This window comes from Pseudoalteromonas sp. PPB1 (assembly GCF_015356275.1).
Lineage (GTDB): Bacteria > Pseudomonadota > Gammaproteobacteria > Enterobacterales > Alteromonadaceae > Pseudoalteromonas > Pseudoalteromonas rubra_D.
Genome location: NZ_JACEQV010000023.1, coordinates 32,896 through 54,088, shown reverse-complemented (window position 1 = coordinate 54,088; position 21,193 = coordinate 32,896). Strand labels below are relative to the sequence as shown.

Sequence of the window (21,193 nt, the reverse complement as noted above, 5' to 3'; positions counted from 1 at the left end):
ATGGCACAAATATTTCGTGCTGGAAAATCTTCTAAACAACGTAGTAAGCAAGTCGAGACAGTGGAACTGCAGATCGACTCATTAGATCACCAGGGACGAGGTGTATGTAGACACCAGGGCAAAGTTGGCTTTGTCGATGGCGCACTGAGTTCTGAGCGGGTTAAAGCGCGCATTCACACCCAGAAAAGTCGTGTTTTCGAAGCGCGCACCGTCAAAGTGCTTACGCCAAGTGAGCAGCGGGTTACGCCATTTTGTGAGTACTATCAACAGTGTGGTGGCTGCTCGTTGCAACATCTGGACGCCAGTGCGCAGCTGGTACACAAACAGCAAGCGGTGAGTGCGTTGTTTGACAAATTTGCCGGTACAACTGAGCTGCCCTGGATGTCACCCTTGACAGGCCAGGCGCGGCATTATCGTCGTGCAGCGCGCATCGCCTGTATTTATGATAAACAAAACGATCAGGTTAAATTGGGTTTTCGGGCAGCAGGGTCGAAGAAGATCATCGAAATTAACCACTGTTCGGTGATGGTCGATGCCTTTGCGGGTGGCTTTGACGCGTTACGGCAAGCGTTAAATAGTCATCCGGAGCTACGCAGCGTCAGCCATATTCAGCTGTGTGCGGCTGACAACGGCGCATTTGTGCTGTTTCGTCATATTCGCGCAGTCAGTGAGCAGGCTAAAATGCATGTCGCTGAGCGCCTTGCGGCGCATAACTGGCAGCTGATCTGGGATGATGGCAAGACGGAGCCGAGTTATGACAGATTGCCAGCTTATCAAAGTGCCGGTGTGACGTTTGAATTTAAACTGAGTAACTTTATTCAGGTTAATCGGGACATTAACGAGTTGATGCTAAATCAGGCGCTGGACTGGCTGGCTTTGACAGGCCAGGAGCGTCTGTTGGATCTGTTTTGTGGGATTGGTAACTTCTCGCTATTGCTGGCAAAACAAGCGAACGAAGTGGTTGCTGTCGAAGGGGTAGCTGAGTCGGTTGCAATGGCACGACAAAATGCGCACACTAACCACATCGACACAGTCAGTTTTCATCAGTTTGATCTGACTCAACCACTGACAGAAGCAACTTGGTTTCATGAGTCGCTGGACGTACTGGTGTTAGACCCTTCACGCACAGGTGCGTATGAAGTACTACGCCAGTTGCCGTTGACGCAATTTAAACAGGTTTTGTATGTGTCCTGCGATCCGGTGACTATGGCCAGAGATGCGGCACTGTTACTGGAAGCTGGCTTTGTGGTCGATAAAATAGGCTTAATGAATATGTTCCCACACACAGGACATATAGAAACCATGGCGTTGTTCCAAAGGAGGTAGTTATATGGTTGCGACTCGCCAGTCTCATCAATCCGGTCTGCCAGCTGATTTTCATGCTCGGCTTGCGTTACTGAACTTAGCGCAGGAAAAACGAGACCGACTGGACCAGGTTTATGCTCTGTGTCCACAAGATGATTCAACCACCACCCTGGCCAAAGCCATTGAAATGGTTGAGATACTGGCAGAGCTGAATTTTGATTCAGAGTCGCTGGCTGGCGCATTTTTGACCCCTTACTTCCTATCCGGGCAAGTTGAGCTTGATGCCATTGAGCAGGCACAAGGTGAAAATGTTGCCTTGTTGCTCAAAGGCGTTGAACAAATGGCGTCGATCAGTACTTTGGCACACCAAGGGAAAGGCAGTCTGCAAATCGACAAAATTCGTCGCATGTTATTGGCCATGGTAGAAGATGTGCGTGCTGTGGTGATCAAGCTGGCCGAGCAGATCTGCTACCTGCGCGCGGTAAAAAATGCTTCTGAAGAAGAACGCGTGGTGGCCGCAAAGGCCACGGCTAATATCTTTGCGCCGTTGGCAAACCGGTTGGGAATAGGGCAACTCAAGTGGGAGCTCGAAGATCTCTCATTTCGCTATTTGCATCCAACAACCTATAAAAACATTGCCAAGCAGCTGTCAGACAAACGCCTTGATCGTGAAGCCTACATGGCCAGTATGGTGGAGTTAGTCCAGAATAAGCTTAAAGACGCCGGTATAGAGGCTGAAGTGTACGGCCGTCCTAAGCATATTTACAGCATCTATAAAAAAATGATGCAAAAGAATTATGAGTTTGATCAGCTGTTTGATATCCGCGCCATGCGGGTGGTGGTCAATGAAATTCAGGATTGTTATGGTGCGCTGGGCATAGTGCATACCAATTGGCGACATCTGCACAAAGAATTTGATGACTATGTTGCGACGCCTAAACAGAATGGTTATCAGTCAATTCACACGGTGGTTTTTGGCCCTGAAGGTAAAACCGTTGAGATCCAGATCCGTACCCAGGCCATGCATCAGGATGCAGAACTGGGCGTAGCGGCGCACTGGATGTACAAAGAAGGTGCTTTGCCGGGTCGTGGCTCGGGGTACGAGCAAAAAATCAGCTGGCTGAGAAAACTGCTGCAATGGCAAGAAGAAGTGGTTGATGGTAGTGAACTGGCGGAAGAGTTAAAAAATCAGGTTGTGGAAGACCGAGTGTATGTCTTTACACCCAAAGGCGATATTTTTGATCTGCCACTGGGCGCCACGCCATTGGATTTTGCCTACTATATTCACTCCAATGTTGGCCATCGCTGCATTGGTGCCAAGGTATTTGGCAAGATAGTGCCGTTTACCCATAAGTTATCGACTGGCGATCAGGTCGAGATACTGACTCAGAAAAACCCCTCGCCAAGTCGGGATTGGCTTAGTCCGTCTTTGGGATATGTTCATTCATCCAGAGCGCGCAGCAAGATACATCACTGGTTTAAGCAACAAGACAGAGATAAAAACCTTCAGGCTGGTAAAGAGATCCTCGATGGGCACCTGCAAAAGCTGGATTTGACTTACAAGGATCTAGACTCAGCCATTGAACGGTTTAATTTTAAAGAGCTCGACGATTTGATGGTGGCCATTGGGGCCGGTGATATTCGTATTAATCAGTTCCTGAACTACGTGCAGGACAAACCTGAGCCTATGCCTAAGCTCAAAATGAGCGCGCCGAAAAAACACAAGGGCGATAGTAATGGCATTGTGGTGGAGGGCGTTGGTAATCTGATGAGCCATGTTGCAAAGTGCTGTCAGCCCGTACCCGGTGATGAAATCGTGGGTTATATCACCCAGGGGCGGGGCATTGCGGTGCATCGCGCCGATTGTGATTCTTTTGCCCATATTTGTGAGCAGCACCCAGAGCGGGAAATCGCTGTCAGCTGGGCGGACGAAGTCCGTTCCAGTTATGCCGTTACCCTACATATTGAAGCTAATGACCGCCATGGCCTGATCCGCGACATCAGTTCGGTGCTGGCCAACGAAAAACTCAATGTGATGAATATGAACGTCAATACCCTGGATGACAAAGATGTCGCGATTTTCACGATGAAACTGGAAGTGGGCGACCTAGGTGCAATGAATCGCCTACTTACTAAACTGATGCAGATTGAAGGCGTGTTTGAAGCCAGGAGACAACACTGAGTATGAGTGCCCCGTTACAGCAGTTGCTGGATATCATGGCGACCCTGCGCGATCCACAAAAGGGTTGCGCCTGGGATCAACAACAGACCTTCGAAAGCATAGTGCCACATACACTGGAAGAAGCGTACGAAGTGGCCGATAGCATAGAAAAGCAAGATTTTGCCGGGCTCAAAGATGAGTTGGGGGATTTACTGTTTCAGGTGATATTTTATGCCCAGTTGGGTAAAGAAGCCGGGTTGTTTGAGTTTGAAGACATAGTGAAGGGGCTAAACAATAAGCTGGTACGCCGTCACCCCCATGTTTTTGACACACCGGATGCGACATTGAGTGACGCCGAATTACAGGCGCAGTGGCAGGCAATCAAAGACACTGAGCGTGGTGCTCAGTCTACGGGCTTTGGTGACGATGTGCCATTAAACCTGCCCGCTCTTTCGCGGGCGGCGAAAATTCAAAGGCGCGCGGCTTCTTTGGGGTTCGACTGGCCTACTTATCAGGGCGCGCTGGATAAAGTGGCTGAAGAGGTCACTGAGGTGAATGAAGCACTGAGTCAGGACCCGCTGTCTGAGCACAGTGCTGAGGAGTTGGGAGATTTGTTGTTTGCCACCGTGAATGTAGTGCGACATGTAAAACGTGACCCGGAACAGCTACTACGTCGCGCGAGTGACAAATTTATTGGCCGTTTTAGCGCCATTGAAGGTATTCTGGCGGAACAACAGATAGCCTTATCTGACGCCAGTTTGGCGCAAATGGATGATGCCTGGGAAGAGGTCAAGCGACGTCAGCGTTCAGGTGAGAATAATTAAAGGGGGTGATTTTTCGCTGGATTGCCCCTAGCGTTTTTGCTATACTATTGCCCCGTCTTGATTCTTATTTAAATTCCATTTTTCCTGATATTCTAGGGTTCGCATGAGTACAAAATTTATCTTCGTAACGGGCGGAGTTGTTTCCTCCTTGGGTAAAGGTATTGCTGCTGCTTCATTAGCTGCAATATTAGAAGCGCGTGGTTTAAACGTCACTATCCTTAAGCTGGATCCTTATATCAATGTTGACCCTGGCACGATGAGCCCGATCCAACATGGTGAAGTCTTTGTGACAGAAGACGGCGCAGAAACTGACCTGGATTTAGGTCACTATGAGCGTTTCATTCGCACCAAAATGACCAGCCGTAACAACTTCACACAAGGTCGTGTTTTTGAAGATGTGCTGCGTCGCGAGCGTAAAGGTGAATACCTGGGCGCGACTATTCAGGTGATCCCACACATCACCAACGACATTAAACGTCGTGTACTTGAAGGCGCTGAAGGCCACGATATCGCCATTGTTGAAATTGGTGGTACTGTGGGTGACATCGAGTCACAACCTTTTCTTGAAGCGATCCGTCAGCTCGGTACTGAGCTGGGCCGTGAGCACGCTTTATTTATGCATTTGACCCTAGTACCTTTCCTGGGCGCTGCGGGCGAAGTGAAAACTAAACCAACTCAGCATTCTGTTAAAGAATTGCGTTCAATTGGTATTCAACCGGATATTTTGGTTTGTCGTTCAAACTGCAAATTACCAGCCAATGAGCGTGCTAAGATCGCACTGTTCACGAACGTAGAAGAAAAAGCCGTTATTTCATTGCAGGACGTAGATAGCATCTACAAAATCCCTGCGCTGCTTAAATCTCAGGAATTGGATAACCTGGTATGTCGTCGTTTCTATCTGGATGTACCGGAAGCGGACCTGTCAGAGTGGGAACAAGTGTTATATCAGGAGTCAAACCCGACTGGTGAAGTGACCATTGGTATGGTCGGCAAATACATTGAATTGCCAGACGCATACAAGTCAGTCAATGAAGCACTTAAGCACGCGGGACTTAAGAATCGAGTGACCGTAAACATCGAGTATGTTGATTCACAGGACATCGAGAGCAAAGGCACTGAACTGCTCGAGCATCTGGATGCGATTTTGGTACCGGGTGGTTTCGGTAACCGTGGTGTTGAAGGTAAGATCCTGGCGGCCAAATATGCTCGTGAAAACAAGGTACCTTACCTGGGCATTTGTTTGGGAATGCAGGTTGCACTGATTGAATACGCACGCAATGTAGCGGGTTTGGAAGGTGCTAACTCGACTGAGTTCGATACCAAATCACCTCATCCGGTAGTTGGTCTGATCACTGAATGGTTAGATGCTGATGGTAAGGTTGAAACCCGTACCGAAGAGTCGGATCTGGGCGGCACAATGCGCTTGGGTGCTCAGCTGTGTCACCTGAAAGAAGGTTCAAAAGTACGCGACGTATATGGCAATGCGGAGATCACAGAGCGTCACCGCCACCGCTACGAGGTGAACAACCATTATGTTGAGCGCCTTGAGCAGGCTGGTCTGGCATTCACTGGCCTGTCAGAAGACAAAAAGCTGGTTGAGATCATCGAAAATAAAGATCATCCTTGGTTTATTGCCGCTCAGTTTCACCCTGAGTTTACTTCTACGCCACGCGACGGCCACCCGTTATTTGAGGGTTTCGTTGCAGCTGCGTTCAGCTACCAAAAAGCTGACTCTTAATAATAAAAAGCCGTGCCTCAGTGCACGGCTTTTTTAATTACCGAATGCGTTAAATAATCCAGCGCATCGCTATGTAACTGTCAGGCTCCACTTTGCATGGGCCATCAATAAACCCAGCGCGGTTATATAGCAATGCGAAAGCAGACACACAACACACTCACCACTTTGGGAAAAGAGGAATCAAGATGTCAAAAATCGTAAAAGTGATTGGCCGTGAAGTTATGGACTCACGTGGTAACCCTACCGTTGAAGCCGATGTTCATTTAGAGTCGGGCGCATGGGGCCGCGCATGTGCACCATCAGGTGCATCAACAGGAACTCGCGAAGCACTTGAATTACGTGACGGAGATAAAGCTCGTTACCTGGGTAAAGGTGTACTGACTGCGGTAAACTATGTGAACAATGAAATTGCAGCAGCCCTGAACGGACACAATGCCCTGGAACAACGTGCAATCGATCAGCTGATGCTGGATTTAGACGGCACTGAAAACAAAGAAAAGCTGGGTGCAAACGCGATTCTGGCAGTGTCTTTGGCAACCGCTAAGGCTGCTGCTCAGGAAAAAGGTGTTGCACTGTACGAACACATTGCAGACATCAATGGCACTGCTGGTCAGTACTCTATGCCTGTACCTATGATGAACATTCTGAACGGCGGTGAGCACGCAGACAACAACGTTGATATTCAGGAGTTCATGGTTCAGCCGGTTGGTGCGAAAAGCTTCCGTGAAGCACTGCGCATGGGTGCAGAAATCTTCCATAGCCTGAAAAAAGTACTTAAGTCACGTGGCCTGAATACCGCTGTAGGTGATGAAGGTGGCTTTGCACCAGATCTTAAATCAAATGAAGAAGCTCTGGAAGTGATCGTTGAAGCGGTTGCCGCAGCAGGTTATGAAATGAACCAGGATGTGACGCTGGCGCTGGATTGTGCAGCTTCTGAGTTCTACAGAGACGGCAAATATGACCTGCAGGGTGAAGGCAAAGCATTCGATTCTGAAGGCTTCGCAGGCTTCCTGGCCGATCTGGCAGCACGTTACCCAATCGTTTCTATCGAAGATGGCCTGGACGAAAGTGATTGGGCTGGCTGGAAGATCCTGACAGATAAGATCGGTGATAAAGTCCAGCTGGTCGGTGACGATTTGTTCGTTACCAACACGAAGATCCTTAAGCGTGGTATCGATGAGCAGATCGGTAACTCTATCCTGATTAAGTTCAACCAAATTGGTTCACTGTCTGAAACACTGGATGCAATCAAGATGGCGCAGGATGCAGGCTTCACAGCGGTTATTTCTCACCGTTCAGGCGAAACAGAAGACGCAACGATTGCAGACTTAGCTGTGGGTACAGCAGCTGGCCAGATCAAGACAGGTTCACTGTGTCGTTCTGACCGCGTTGCTAAGTACAACCAGCTATTACGTATCGAAGAAGCGCTTGGCGATAAGGCTGTCTACAAAGGTCGTAGCGAGATCAAAGGTCAGTAATTTCTGTTATCTGATCCGTCCTAAATTAGATAGAAAGCTTTTAGGCCAGCATTTTTTGCTGGCCTTTTCTATTATGCAGTTAGCTCATCCCACAGCATTTGAACTTCAGTCCGCTCTACAAAATCAGTATAATGTCCCTCAATTTTATTGTGAAGCTTAGTAGTCTGAACTCGTCAACAGGCTTTCACTCGGAACTGATAGGAACCATCAAAAATTATGAAGTATTTAAGCTCTTGCCTTATGCTCGGCGCACTCGCATTTGGATATTCAGCTAACGTAAATGCGGCTGAAGCTGTGTGTACGGCAAAAGTAAGCAACGTTCAGCTGGACCCGGGTAGTCGATTACTGGTTACCATGACCAACTGGAATGGATCTAGTGGCAGAGCACACGATGCAGGTATTTGCCATTTGAATGGCAGCCAAAGTGAATACTGTCAGGGTATCTATAGCGCTTTATTGGTGGCTTTGACAACTCAGCAGGAGGTCACTTTTTGGTTTAAAGACACCACAACCTGTCCAACAGGAAGATGGATTTCGTTAGATAAACTGGGCATGAAAAAATTTGCTCTGAAGAAATAACCATTGAAGCGGCTGTGGGAATGATGCGTTCTGCCACTAACCCACAAGTTGTTTAGCTAAATTGCCTTGGTTTATAGGTCAGTAATCAATCTGACCAGATAAAAAAGCCGCGTAATTTAACGCGGCTTTTTTGTGCAATTTACTCTATGTTCCTGTATCATACCCGGCCAGATAATAATTAATAATGGACTTATTATGAAATTCAAAAAACTTATTGCGTCTATTTCTTTGGTTGCAGCCAGCATTAGTGCACCTGCATTTGCAAACTACTCATGTAAAGGTAAAGTGAGTTCAGTATCACTGGGAGCGAATAGTCGATTGTATGCTTCTATAGATGGTGTAGTAAGTAATGGTGGGATCTGTTTTTTAAACGATTCGGAAAAAGGCAAGTTCTGTAACGCGGTATACAGTAGCTTATTGGTTGCACTTGGTGCACAAAAAGAGGTGGTAGTATACTTCAGCAAAGGGACTGCAGCGGACTGTAACAAAGGAAGCTGGGTTACTTTTGAAGATCATGGCTTTTACCATATCAGTTTGAAAAAGTAGTCATTTGATACAGAGAGCCTGACATATTCAATCAGGCTCAACCAGCATACTGTTGCGACAAAATACCCTGTGTAAACTGCATTTTCAGATAAAACCCGCGTGGCAGGGTTTTTATCAGTTTACCTTGTGGACCAATGGCGTCTGTTAGCGCTTTACTATTGGCGGCCTTTGGTCGGATCTGCATTACTTCACCAAGTTTGCCACTGATCTCATCTACACGCCCAAGTGCAATTAATTCAATTTGTTCTTCCCAGTCTCGTTGTAGCTGATGCTCCTGAATCGCAGTTGGTTGCCATAAAAAGCCTGTCCCTATTGTGCGATCAACCGGGGCGATGTCTCGTTCCGCTAAAATCGGCAGCCACAATACATGAGTAAGCTTTTTCTTTACGGTACTGTCTTGCCAGCGTAAACCGGTCAGATTGGTGAGGGGAACCACTGACACATAGGTGGTTTCGAGTGGTTTGCCGTTATAGCCTATGGGCAGGGTTTTTAGTTCGACACCGATAAACTCAAAGTCAGGCACTGGTTTAGAGCCTGCACTGGCTCCCAACACATATTCAATGAGCTGGCCAGGCCAGCCTTTTTCCCGGGTCAGATCTTGTGGGGTTTTAAAATGAAACTGCGCAGCCAGTTCCCCCAGGGTCTGCCCGGCAATGGCATCTACACGGGTCATGAGTTCAGCAATGGATTGGGGTGGGGTTGGCTTTTGCACAGTCTGGCTCGTCACTATCTGATTGGCCTCGTATGGTAACAAAAATAATTAGGAAATGTGGATTAATACAGGTTTGTGTGTTTTTTGAACGCCTTCTCTGTGGGTTATTCTTTAAGCTGTGACTTTCTCACTATCTCGATTTAATTTTCTGATTTATATGGCTTTTTTAAATTTCATCCAACATCATTCAGAGTCAAAAATGGCCATCCATTGGATAAATACAAGTATATAAACATAATTATCCACAGATTCTGTGGAGAAAATGCAAATTTGACTAGGTTATTGTGGATTTGTTTGTAAAATCATCATGATTAGTCAAACTTATGCACAAGTTGTGGGTAAGTTGCGTAAAAGCAGGAATTAAATTTGCCCAGTGCTCTGAGTTGTGGAACAATCAAAATCATATCAAACAAATATACGAGGCACTTAAGGTGATTGATGCCGAAGGATTTCGTGCCAATGTAGGAATTGTTATTTGTAACAATCAGGGGCAGGTATTTTGGGCGCGGCGCTATGGCCAGCATTCATGGCAGTTTCCGCAAGGGGGTGTGGATGAAGGTGAAACGCCCGAGCAGACCATGTACCGTGAACTGCATGAAGAGGTTGGGCTACGACCGGAAGATGTGGAAATCGTTGCCAGCTCAAAACATTGGTTACGTTATAAATTACCAAAGCGACTGATCCGTAAAGACTCAAGTCCAGTGTGTATTGGCCAGAAGCAAAAATGGTTTCTGCTGAAACTCAAGTGCAAAGATGAAGATGTAGACTTAATGCGCACACATCACCCTGAATTTGATGATTGGCGTTGGGTCAGTTATTGGTATCCTGTGCGCCAGGTTGTGTCGTTTAAACGCGATGTATACCGCAGGGTGATGAAAGAGTTTGCCCCCTTTGCGATGCCTTTTAATCGTAAAGAACATGCACATAAAGACCACTGGCGACGTCGTTAGATAGCATAGCGTATCGTCACCAGTGTTGGTTATGCTTAACAGAAAGAGTAAATGAGCAGTACAGAGCGATTTCTACCAATTTAGGAGTCAGGTGTGTTAGCAACATTACGAACCATCGCGGAGGTAGTCTCACAGCAGGATAACCTCGAAACGGCCTTATCTCGCTTTGTGATGATGGTTAAGGAAGCAATGCACACTGAGTGTTGTTCCGTTTACTTTGCCGATTATAGTCAGGACAACTTTGTACTGATGGCCAGTGACGGCCTCAATCCGGACGCCGTTGGCCAATTTCGGGTCGGCTTCACAGAGGGTCTGGTTGGGTTGGTTGCCCAGCGTGAAGAGCCCATCAATATCGCGCATGCCCAGAGTCACCCCAGATTCAAATTACACGCCGAGGTGCACGAAGAGGGCTACAATGCCTTTTTGTCTGTACCTGTTGTGCATCAACGAAAAGTGCTGGGCGTGATTGTGGTTCAGCAACGAGAAGAGCGCGTCTTCAGCCATGATGAGGAGTCCTTCTTAATTACACTGTCTGCCCAGCTGGCCTCACAACTTGCGCAGGTGGAATTACAATCTGTCCTGAAGCAGGATGCTTCCAGTCATAAAACATCGGTGCTTAAAGGGGTTGCAAGTGCGCCTGGTATTGCCCTGGGTGAAGCCTTTGTCGTTATCCCTAAACTCGACTTTGCCAGTATTGAATCTCAGCAGTGTGAGCAAATACATCAGCAGCGACAATTATTCCAGCAGGCGGTTGCTGCGACCCGACAAGAGTTTCATGTGCTGAAAAATACTCTCAGCGATTCGTTACCCAAAGAAGCTCTGGCTGTGTTTGAAGTGTATCAGCAACTGCTGGATGCCCGCAGTCTGGGGCAGCGTGTTGAACAGCAACTGGAGCAGGGGTGGAATGCTAAATCTGCGCTAAAGCATGTTATTACTGAGCTGGTGACGCAGTTTGAAGCCATGTCTGATCCATACATACGAGAGCGGGCGGTCGATGTTCGAGATCTGGGGCTCAGAGTTCTGCATCACCTGGTCAGCACCGAGAGCATGGTTAAGAGCTACCCGGATAACACCATTTTAATTGCCAACGAACTGACACCCGCGATGCTGGCCGAGGTCCCTAAAAACAAACTCAAAGGGGTCATCAGTGTGCACGGTTCGGCAAACTCACATGCCTCCATTTTGACTCGGGCAATGGGGATCCCTGCTATTTGGGGGATTGAAGACATACCCTTGTTGCAGTTCGATGGCAAAGATATGATCCTCGATGCTTACGCAGGGCGTGTTTACATTTCGCCTTCCGACGTGTTACGTAATGAGTACTCCGCACTCAAGCTCAAAGAGGGCCAGCTACACGACAAATTTGAAGCTGAACACCATTTATCCTCTGTCACTGCGGATGGTGAACGCATCAGTCTGTTGCTCAATGCCGGCCTGGACTTATCGACCGAGCATCTCAGTGCTAAGTACTGTGATGGTGTGGGCTTGTATCGTACCGAAGCCTGGTTTATGCAGCGTGGACAATTCCCTTCTCAGGCTGAGCAGGAGAGCTGGTATCGCGATGTGCTGGCTCGCTATCATCCTGAGCCTGTCATTATGCGTACGCTGGATATAGGGGGCGATAAGGTACTGGACTACTTTAATATCAGTGAAGATAACCCCTTTCTTGGCTGGCGAGGGATCCGGGTTACGCTTGATCATCCAGAGCTGTTTTTAGATCAACTCAAGGCCATGCTTAAAGCCAATGCGGGCCTGGGCAATTTACGTATTATGCTGCCTATGGTTAGCCATACCGAGGAAGTTGATGAAGCTCTGGGTCTGCTTGAACAGGCCTACTTTGAACTACAAGAAGAATGGGCCGACCAATTTTATACCATAGATAAACCCGACATCGGCGTGATGCTTGAAGTGCCATCGAGTATCTTTTTATTGCCTGAATGGGCTGAAAAAGTCGATTTTTGCTCGGTGGGTAGCAATGATTTAACGCAATACCTGCTGGCAGTAGACAGGGCCAATGCACAGGTGGCTGAGTTGTTTGAGCCTTATCATCCCAGTGTGCTGCGGGTACTGAAAAAAATTGCCGATGACTGTCAGCAGCTAGAGCTACCATTTAGTTTGTGTGGTGAGCTGGGTGGTGAGCCGGAAGGTGCCATCTTACTTGTGGCAATGGGATTTCGTCGTCTTAGTATGAATATTTCCTCCCTGAATAAGATAAAGTGGACACTGCGCCGGCTTGCAGTAAAAGATATGGAAGCCTTGCTCACTCAGTGCCTTATGGCATCCAGTGCCAAACAGGTTCACCGTCTATTACGTGAATTTCTGATAGCGCATGGGCTAAGTGAGTTACTTTATACCAAAAGTGATACTGTCTGAACCGCGACTGGAGGCGTTCGCTCAGATACGTTACTATAACGCGCCCATAATAATAAGAGCGTCTTTATGACAATCAGTGTGTTACTCATTTTGAGCTGCGCCTTGCTTGGCTGTGTGGTTGGTTTCCTTGCAGGGTTATTAGGCATTGGCGGCGGTTTGATCATCGTCCCGGTACTGTCGGCAATTTTATTGTATTTCGAGGTGCTGGCTAATGAACATGTGATTGTTGTGGCCATTGCGACGTCTTTGGCGTCAATATTATTTACGTCAACCTCCTCCGCGCTGGCGCACCACCGAAATCACAATGTGCCCTGGGAGATTGCGCCCTGGGTGATGACGGGCGTGGCTCTGGGCGCTTTAGTCAGTGGCTTTATGGTTTCACTGATCCCGGTGCACTGGGTAAAGTGGACGTTTGTCATTTCAGTGTTGCTTATTGCCGTTAAAATGGTCTTCAGTTCTCAATCATCAGCCCCTGAAAAGCCGCGCGACTTGCCGCCTGGCCCGGTTTTAACCGCTATCACCACCCTGATGGGCGCTTTGTCCGCGATGATAGGGATTGGCGGTGGCGTATTGATTGTGCCACTGTTGAGCTACTTTTCTGTGGATATGCGCAGAGCGATAGGCTGCGGGGCAGTCAGTGGGATTGTGATTGCCTTATTTGGCTCTGTTGGCTATGTCGTGTCGGGTGGACAGGCATTGAAATTAACAGACGGGTTTGCCGGTTTTGTGTATTTGCCGGCATTATTTGGTATTGTGCTGACATCCTGGTTTGTCGCGCCAATGGGCGCCAAAGCAACGCACTATCTGCCGGTGCCAGTGATTAAGAAAGTGTTCGCGTTACTGCTCGTGGTGATTGCGGGAAAAATGTTATTTTATTGAGGGAAAGCGATGGCTTTGCAGTTTCCAGAAATCGATCCAATTATCTTTTCGATTGGACCCCTGAGTGTGCGCTGGTATGGCGTGATGTATTTAATCGGTTTTGCGTTTGCCATGTGGTGGGCGAATAAAGAAGCCGATAAGCCCAATTCGGGTTGGACTAAAGATGAAGTTAGTGACTTGCTATTTTATGGCATGTTGGGGGTTATCCTGGGTGGACGAATTGGCTACGTATTTTTCTACCAGTTCAACCTCTTCCTTGAAAACCCGATGTACCTGCTGCGCATCGATCAGGGTGGCATGTCCTTCCATGGCGGCGCATTGGGTGTCATTGCTGGTATATTTATCTTTGCATGGCGATTTAAGAAGTCACCGTTGGCCGTGGGCGACTTTGTAGTACCTATGGTCCCTGTGGGCCTGTTGGCCGGGCGTATTGGTAACTTCATCAATGGTGAGTTGTGGGGTCGCCCCACAGATGTGCCCTGGGCGGTGGTTTTCCCGACAGGCGGCCCGCTTGCTCGTCACCCGTCGCAACTCTACGAAGCCTTTTTGGAAGGCTTGGTGTTATTCATCATGCTGATTTGGTATCGCAAGCAGCCGCGTCCGGCTGGCAGTATTGCTGGTTTGTTCCTGGTTGGCTACGGTACATTCCGCTTTATCGTTGAGTACTTCCGTGAACCGGATGCGCATATTGGTTTGTATGCTGGCATGATTTCTCAAGGTCAAATTTTATCCTTACCTATGATGATTGGTGGCCTTGGCTTGATGCTTTGGAGCCACAAGCGCACCTCGACAGCGAGCGCTTAAACTACTTCGGGACCCCGAGCTCGGGGTCCCTGTCTGCCTTGCAATAAATCCCATCGTGAATTAGTTACCCCGGCGTGCGAACGTAGTATACTTTTGTACCAGACAAACCCCTTGTGTAGGGTCAATAGAGAGATCATTTTGAGGAGTAAAGCATGAAAGTGTATTTGGAGTTGTTGCGAGATGTATTAGAAAACGGCACCCAGAAAGGGGACCGAACTGGTACAGGTACGCGCTCCGTATTTGGCCGTCAGATCCGTCATAACCTCCAGGATGGTTTTCCGTTGCTGACCACCAAAAAGTTGCACTTTAAGAGTATTGCCAATGAGTTGATCTGGTTCTTAAAAGGGGATACCAATAAAACCTGGTTGAATGAAAACGGCGTTAAAATCTGGGATGAATGGGCGCTGGAAAACGGAGATCTGGGCCCGATTTATGGTAAGCAGTGGACGGCGTGGCCGACCAAAGAAGGTGGTGAGATTAACCAGATTGACTATGTTGTTGATACATTGAAAAACAACCCGAATAGCCGCCGTATTTTATTTCATGGCTGGAATGTTGAGTATCTGCCTGATGAGTCTATGAGTCCACAGGAGAACGTAGAGGCTGGTCGTATGGCGTTGCCACCTTGCCACTTGCTTTATCAGTTCTATGTGGCAGATGGCAAATTATCCGGCCAACTTTACATCCGCAGCTCAGATATCTTCCTGGGACTGCCGTATAACATCGCCAGTTTGTCTCTGCTGGTGCATATGCTGGCGCAGCAATGCGACCTAGAACCTGGAGAAGTGATTGTGAGCTTTGGTGATTTGCATGCCTACTCAAACCATATGGCGCAGATTGAGCAACAGTTACAGCGAGAGCCGAAAGGCCTGCCGACGCTAAATATCCTGCGTAAGCCAGACTCTATCTATGATTACCGTTTCGAAGATTTTGCAATAGAGGGGTATGATGCTGACCCTAACATTAAAGCGCCTGTTGCAATTTAAGGTACTCAAGACGTAATATGTTGTAGGCGGCCAGTGAAGGCCGCTTGTTTTAAAAGGAGCACGACATCGATGTTGATCCATTCCGGCATGTGTCATCGACGCACCACAACGCGTGCGATAATGTATGCGATATTACTTGCAGTCACTGTGCTCTTATCTGCTTGCAGTTCAAACCCATCACCGGATGAAGAGGCCGAGGCGCTAGCCCGGGCTGAATTAATCAAAACCTACAATCAGCACAAAGCTAGTATTGAACGAGTGGCTAAGATGGAGCAGGACCTGACTCAGCTGCTGACTTTGTTATCTGATTCCAGTGGGATTAAGCCAATTGAAGAAAAGCTGACTCAGTCAGAAAAGCCTGTTACTACCCACCGGGCGGAGCCGACAGCGGTCACGAATACCTTTGCTACATCGGGACATAGTCAGTATGTGGTGCAATTTGGTCGTCATCTGCTAGATACGCGTGCACAGGCACAGAATCAACGGATCAAGATATCTCTTTCACTCATACAAAGTTATTATCCTGAGATATTTAATGCTGTTACAATTTATTCACAAACGCCTGCGCAAAATGGCTCCCAGTTCTTCCTTACACAGGCTTCGGGGTTTGGGTCAGAGCAGGAAAGTATCTTGTTTTGTCGTTTAATTAAGGCCAGTGGTCAACCCTGTAAATTAGTTAACTAACTAAAAACACTTGAAATAAAGTTGGAAGTTTTATATTTAGTCACGATATATTAGACATCTGAGTAGTGTTTTTATTCAAATTGAGCACCTTTCTACCCAAGGGCGTTCGATTAATGATAAATAATCACTATAAAGTTGTAGTTTTACGTGTTTGGTGACCATGCACTGTGCACGAAATTTGTTGGCCGATTACGGATACGGCTATTTGATAAAAAGGACCTACTGATGGAAAAGTTAATGAAAAAGTACTCTCTACTCTCAATCCTGGCTGCAATGCCGGTACTGACTACTGCACAGCCTGCGGAGTTTAAAGCGTCAGTAACAGTAAAAAATGTTTTCACTTTTGAAAATACTGAGCCGCTGAGCTTTGGTACGATCCGTGCCAGTGGTGATGTGGGTGGTGTAGAAACGGCTACTTTGATTATTTCTGCCAATCCCAATACGGCACCACGAGCCGCTTCAACTGATGTGTCAAAAGCCGAAATTGCGATTCTGGAGCCAGGTACTCCTGCTAAGTTTACTGTTGATGGTGTCGCACCCTATGCCTCTTTGACCATTACCAACCCGACTGAGACGGATGTTTTGCCACAAAGTTTGCCACCAGGTACACCAAGCTTCAAGTTGAGCGCTTTTACTTATTATGTAACTTCTGGCACCACCCCCGCTGCTGCAACGACTACGCTTCAGGCTGATGCCGACGGTAAAATCGCCTTTAATGTGGGCGCGACGCTTACGACAGAAAGCGCGGATAAGGGCAATTACCTTGATGGTCAATATGAAGGCACTTTTAACGTAGAGCTAAGCTACTAGTGTGTATAGGCGGGCAAGGTGTCCGCTGGTCTCCCATGAAAATGCTGGCTGTGCTTTTGGGCTTGTTCTGCAGCTGGAGCAGTCAGGCCAATATTGTACGTAATGCGGATCTGAGTTTTGGCACTATAATCGTGGCAGACCCCAGTGTTGCGAGCAGTGTTGTGGTGTCACCAGGCGGTGGCACAAGCTCATCGGGCAGCATTCATGTGATCAAAAAAGGACACCCGGCTGAACTTCTGCTGGAATCGTTTCCTGCGGGTGTTTATCTGAATATATCGACTGATTTGCTCAATGATCAGTTAGCGCATAGTAACCTCATCACCGAGGGAAAACTGAGTGTGACTAAATTACATCATCCTGCCAAGGTATTCACTGACCGGGATGGCCGCGCCCGCCTGTTAATTGGCGGTACGTTACAAAGTCAGGGGTCAGCAGCGCTTTATGTCGATGGTCAATATGCAACTACAGTCAGTGTCGAAGTAAGCTATTGACTTAGCTAATAGCTGGGAAACACCGATACTCGCCTCTATGAGCAGTAAAATAGGCAAAATTCAATGAAGTATATTACCCACGTCGTGTTGTTCGCAATACTGTCTTGGACAGCACAAGTTTACGCGAATTTATTGATTTCACCCACTCGGGTTGTCTTTGATGAGCGTCAGCGCAGTGCTAAGGTGTTTCTGATCAACAGTAGTCAGGAATATAAAACCTATCGTTTGAGTTTTAAAGAAAAAATGGCGTTGCCACAAGGTGGCTACACAGATGTGTCTGAGCAGGAAAATCCCATGCGCCTGAGTGGGTTGCTCAGAATGACACCGAAACAAGTTCGTCTTGCGCCAGGTGAGCGTCAGGTCGTTAAGCTGGCATTGCGCCGCCAAAGAGACATGGCTGTGGGAGAGTATCGCTCGCATCTGTTCTTTCAGGCATTACCTGAGAAAAAAGATCTGGATCAGGAAGGGGTAGGGATCAGGCTTAATATGATCATGAGTTACAGCATTCCGCTGCTCTACCGTCAGTCCGCATCCACACCTCAAGTGTCTATTGATGAAGCCACTCTGAGCCGTGGCCAGACCGGCCAATTAGAAACGGTTAATCTGACTTTGTCACGCAAGGGAGATGCGAGTCCCTTTGGCGGAGTGCGCGTTTTCTGGCGTGCCCAAAGTGGAGCAAACTGGGAGGAGGCTGCACTGGTTAACAGCTTCAGTATTTACCCGGAACTTAGTCAGGCACAATTGCAGCTGAAACTGCTGGAACCGAGCATGTTCCAGGGAGTGCGCTCCGGGCAGTTAAAAGTGGTTTATACAGGCAGTGATGAATATCAAGGACAGTCATTTGCTGAGCGCATTTTCTCTATTACTGTGCCCTGAATACAGGCTGGTTAATGGCTAGAATCGCACCATGCGTGGTATTCGCTTTGATTTGCGCAAGTACAATGCCAGCACATAGTGCCTCACAACAGGATTTCTCTGAGGTTCTCAATACGCTGCAACGCATACAGGCAAAACTGTCGCAGTCACAGGCCAGTCTGACGGTGAATAATCAGCCTGAGCAGGCCGGGATCCCGGAAGGGGAAGACCTGTTCTTGTCTGTTTATGCTGACGGGGTGTATCTGGGTGAGGTGTTTGCGGTCAAAAGTAAGCGCGATGCGCAAGTCGAATTACGCAGCTTGTTTGCCGTGCTGGACTTTGCCATCAGCGATGACAATCAGCCTGACTATTTTACCGGCTGGTACCTTAGCCCTGAGCGTACTTTTTTACTTGATAGTGCGCAAAAACGAGCCAGGGTCAACGAGCAGGAATATCGGCTTTCGGAGCAGGATATTTCCCATGTACAGGGCGAAGTTTTCGTTGAGTCTGCGCTGATTGCAGACTGGTTTGGGTTGCACCTTCAGTTCAACTATAGCGACCAAAGATTGTTGTTACAGTCTCCTTTGCCGTTGCCTGCTTTGGAGCGTCAGGCACGAGCTAATCGCAAGGTTGCACAGTATAACGTCGGCTCAGCTTCTAGACTCGCCTGGAAACCTAACCCTTACCAAATATTATCTTCTCCCCTAATGGACACGCAGTTCGGGTATCGTCGCGACAATGATGAAGATGCTTTTTATTATTCGGTGTTGGGCGCACATGACCTGGCATTCTGGAATGTAGAGTACTTTATTGCAGGCACAGAGGGAGATGCGCTGGATCAGGGTCGCTTTAAGGGGAAGAGAGAGGATGCCCAGGGGCGGTTGTTAGGTCAGGTGCAGGCCACACAGTTAGAGGTTGGTGATATTCAGGCAACCCATATTGGTACCGGGCAGTCCACCGGACAAGGTATTGGGGTGCGAGTGTCCGACAAGCCGCTGAATTCTGAAATACAGGAGCAAAGTGTCCAGATCAGTGGCTCGGTGCAGGCTGGCTGGGACGTCGAGTTGTATCACAATGATTTGTTGGTTGCGCAGCAACTCCAGATCCAAACAGGTCGTTATGATTTTGACCGTATCCCTTTGTACTTTGGTAGTAATCAATTTGAACTGGTTAAATATGGGCCACAAGGACAGGTAGAGCGTGAGCAGCGCAGCTATTTTGTTGAAGGCACCGGACTGAAAAGTGGTCAGGGCTACTTTGATGTGTCCGTCACTGACAACGGCAGTTCAATATTAAATAATGATTTTGCCCTGACTACGCAATCAGGTCTGCATTTTCACGGTCGTTACGACCTGGGTCTGTCTGACTCCATGTCGGTCTATGCCGGTATTGCTCAGGCGCTGTCGAATGAAGCGCTTATTGAGCGCACAGTCACGACGGGTGGTACGCTAAGTCTGTGGAAAAAAATGCTCCTCAATCTGGACTTATCCCACGACAGCGAATCGCAGCACCGTGCCAGACTCAGTGCCAGAACTGAATGGGCTGGGCAGGCCATCAGTGCGGGCTGGCAGACACAGCGTCGATTGCTCAACACGTCAAAAGTGAATAATGACCATCGTGATACTCGAGGGCTGTATATGCGTATGTCGGGCATGTTTAATGTCCTGAATAAGCAGCTATCTTATCAAAATCAGGTGCAATGGAATCGCTCCGATCAGGATACTGAATATACTTTGCTGACCAATCGATTAAGTCTCTCTTTAGGTCGTGTGAATATCAGCAATCAGGTGCAGTGGCAATCTAACAATGCTGCTGGCGACCACGCAACGTCGGGTCAGTTGAGATTTCAGACTCGTTTGGGGCGTATATTTGGTCGCCTGATTTTTGATTATGATTTGCACCCACACACTGAGTTGATAGCCTATGAAACGCGTTTTTATCGCAGTTTAAATGAGCAATTTAACGTTGAGTTGAGTTTCAGAGAGACGCTTGAAACTGATTATCAAAAAGGCGAACTGGGTTTGAACTGGCTGGGCGACAAAATTCGTTTGAACAGCCAGCTCAGTTACGACAGTTACGATGAATGGGAAGTGGGGATAAATGGGCAGTTTAGCTTTGGTTATCACCCTCAAAGCGAACGGCTGTTGTTCAGTCAGCGACGATTGGCCAGCAATGGCGCGGTGTTGGTCAAAGTTTATCTGGACCACAATGCCAATGGGGTGTTTGACGAGTTAGATGAAGTGGTACCCGAAGTCAGAGTGCGGGCATTACAAAACTATATGCAGGGCACCACCGACGAGCAGGGGCTGGTGTTACTCAGTGGTATGCCTGTTAATCAAAAAACCGATATGGTGATTGATACTGACAGCCTTGCGATGCCTTTTGTTACCCCTGCGATTGAAGGGATGGCGATAACACCACGGCGAGGTTATGTTGAGTATTTGGAGCTCCCTTTGGTCAACACCAGTGAAATAGAGGGGGTCGTGTATCAACAAACCGATACTGAAAACGCCCCTGTGCCCTACGCCGATGTAACTTTGCTTGATGAACAAGGAGCTCAGATTGCACGCACCCAGGCGGCGTATGACGGATATTATGTATTCACAGACATTAAGCCGGGTCGCTATCGGGCACGGGTTGCCAATGCGACCAAGCGCGGGCTGACGCACAGCGAGCAAGTAGAAGTGGCGTTATCACAACAGGGGGATGTGCTGGTGGAAGTTGACTTGCAGCTGGCACCTCTGTCAACTCAGGCTATCACGGTGCTCTCTGTCGGGCGCTTTACCTCTCTGCCGGTATTAAAAACCTACGCCATGTTACTGCGTCAGCGACACCGTCAATTGATCACTGCTCCCCCATTTTATCTCTTTGACGACAAGACAGAGACTTACATGCTGGGGATTGCATTCACGCAAAATGATGTTGATACAGCGCAACTGCAACTACGTTGTAATGCATTGCAAACAGCTGGTGTGCCTTGTCAGCTTGAACAAACAGAAATAAAACAATAAAGGGAGC

Annotated in this window: 18 protein-coding genes; 17 read left to right on the top strand and 1 reads right to left on the bottom strand. The window is 48.0% G+C overall.

All coding sequences use genetic code 11. The features are described 5' to 3' along the window. From rlmD to IY568_RS19370, 7 genes are all read left to right on the top strand, one after another. Entirely contained in the window at nt 1-1,326 is a 1,326-nt protein-coding gene (rlmD, locus tag IY568_RS19400; RefSeq protein ID WP_194868441.1) for a 23S rRNA (uracil(1939)-C(5))-methyltransferase RlmD, read from the top strand. Between the two features lie 4 nt (nt 1,327-1,330). Further along, a complete protein-coding gene (relA, locus tag IY568_RS19395; protein ID WP_125562161.1) occupies nt 1,331-3,487 on the top strand; it encodes a GTP diphosphokinase in 2,157 nt (718 codons plus the stop codon). Between the two features lie 2 nt (nt 3,488-3,489). After that, nucleotides 3,490-4,290, top strand: coding sequence for a nucleoside triphosphate pyrophosphohydrolase (mazG, locus tag IY568_RS19390; RefSeq protein WP_194868440.1), 801 nt, complete (start codon nt 3,490-3,492; stop codon nt 4,288-4,290). Nucleotides 4,291-4,393: 103 nt separating this feature from the next. Further along, complete coding sequence (locus IY568_RS19385; protein ID WP_125562157.1) at nt 4,394-6,028, top strand: CTP synthase; 1,635 nt, start codon at nt 4,394-4,396, stop codon at nt 6,026-6,028. Between the two features lie 185 nt (nt 6,029-6,213). Further along, nucleotides 6,214-7,506: a phosphopyruvate hydratase gene (gene eno / locus IY568_RS19380; protein ID WP_125562155.1), complete on the top strand. Its 1,293-nt coding sequence runs from the start codon at nt 6,214-6,216 to the stop codon at nt 7,504-7,506. Between the two features lie 216 nt (nt 7,507-7,722). Next, nucleotides 7,723-8,085, top strand: coding sequence for a hypothetical protein (locus tag IY568_RS19375; RefSeq protein ID WP_125562153.1), 363 nt, complete (start codon nt 7,723-7,725; stop codon nt 8,083-8,085). 195 nt (nt 8,086-8,280) lie between these two features. After that, complete coding sequence (locus IY568_RS19370; protein ID WP_125562150.1) at nt 8,281-8,631, top strand: hypothetical protein; 351 nt, start codon at nt 8,281-8,283, stop codon at nt 8,629-8,631. Between the two features lie 37 nt (nt 8,632-8,668). Here IY568_RS19370 and mutH read toward each other — a convergent pair whose 3' ends face one another. Then, a complete protein-coding gene (gene mutH, locus IY568_RS19365; RefSeq protein WP_125562148.1) occupies nt 8,669-9,343 on the bottom strand; it encodes a DNA mismatch repair endonuclease MutH in 675 nt (224 codons plus the stop codon). Between the two features lie 431 nt (nt 9,344-9,774). On the opposite strand from mutH, the gene rppH reads away from it, so the two are divergent. The 10 genes from rppH to IY568_RS19315 all read left to right on the top strand — a co-directional run bounded on the left by rppH (nt 9,775) and on the right by IY568_RS19315 (nt 21,186). Beyond that, a complete protein-coding gene (gene rppH / locus IY568_RS19360) occupies nt 9,775-10,293 on the top strand; it encodes an RNA pyrophosphohydrolase (protein ID WP_010386751.1) in 519 nt (172 codons plus the stop codon). 93 nt (nt 10,294-10,386) lie between these two features. Next, a complete protein-coding gene (ptsP, locus tag IY568_RS19355) occupies nt 10,387-12,666 on the top strand; it encodes a phosphoenolpyruvate--protein phosphotransferase (protein WP_194868439.1) in 2,280 nt (759 codons plus the stop codon). 66 nt (nt 12,667-12,732) lie between these two features. Continuing rightward, on the top strand, nt 12,733-13,545 hold the full coding sequence (locus IY568_RS19350; RefSeq protein WP_125562144.1) for a sulfite exporter TauE/SafE family protein: 813 nt from the start codon (nt 12,733-12,735) through the stop codon (nt 13,543-13,545). Nucleotides 13,546-13,554: 9 nt separating this feature from the next. Beyond that, nucleotides 13,555-14,349 (top strand): prolipoprotein diacylglyceryl transferase, encoded by a 795-nt coding sequence (gene lgt, locus IY568_RS19345; protein WP_125562142.1) that lies wholly within the window; start codon nt 13,555-13,557, stop codon nt 14,347-14,349. 152 nt (nt 14,350-14,501) lie between these two features. After that, on the top strand, nt 14,502-15,335 hold the full coding sequence (locus tag IY568_RS19340) for a thymidylate synthase (protein WP_125562140.1): 834 nt from the start codon (nt 14,502-14,504) through the stop codon (nt 15,333-15,335). A gap of 69 nt (nt 15,336-15,404) precedes the next feature. Next, on the top strand, nt 15,405-16,019 hold the full coding sequence (locus IY568_RS19335; RefSeq protein WP_194868438.1) for a hypothetical protein: 615 nt from the start codon (nt 15,405-15,407) through the stop codon (nt 16,017-16,019). Between the two features lie 237 nt (nt 16,020-16,256). Further along, on the top strand, nt 16,257-16,829 hold the full coding sequence (locus IY568_RS19330; RefSeq protein ID WP_228553458.1) for a DUF4402 domain-containing protein: 573 nt from the start codon (nt 16,257-16,259) through the stop codon (nt 16,827-16,829). A 35-nt stretch (nt 16,830-16,864) separates the two neighbouring features. Beyond that, nucleotides 16,865-17,320 carry a DUF4402 domain-containing protein gene (locus tag IY568_RS19325; RefSeq protein WP_194868437.1) on the top strand — a complete coding sequence of 152 codons (456 nt, stop codon included), beginning with the start codon at nt 16,865-16,867 and terminating at the stop codon, nt 17,318-17,320. Nucleotides 17,321-17,383: 63 nt separating this feature from the next. Further along, nucleotides 17,384-18,196, top strand: a complete 813-nt coding sequence (locus tag IY568_RS19320) for a molecular chaperone (protein ID WP_194868436.1) — start codon at nt 17,384-17,386, stop codon at nt 18,194-18,196. A 14-nt stretch (nt 18,197-18,210) separates the two neighbouring features. Beyond that, nucleotides 18,211-21,186 carry a carboxypeptidase regulatory-like domain-containing protein gene (locus IY568_RS19315; protein ID WP_194868435.1) on the top strand — a complete coding sequence of 992 codons (2,976 nt, stop codon included), beginning with the start codon at nt 18,211-18,213 and terminating at the stop codon, nt 21,184-21,186. Nucleotides 21,187-21,193 lie beyond the last annotated feature (7 nt).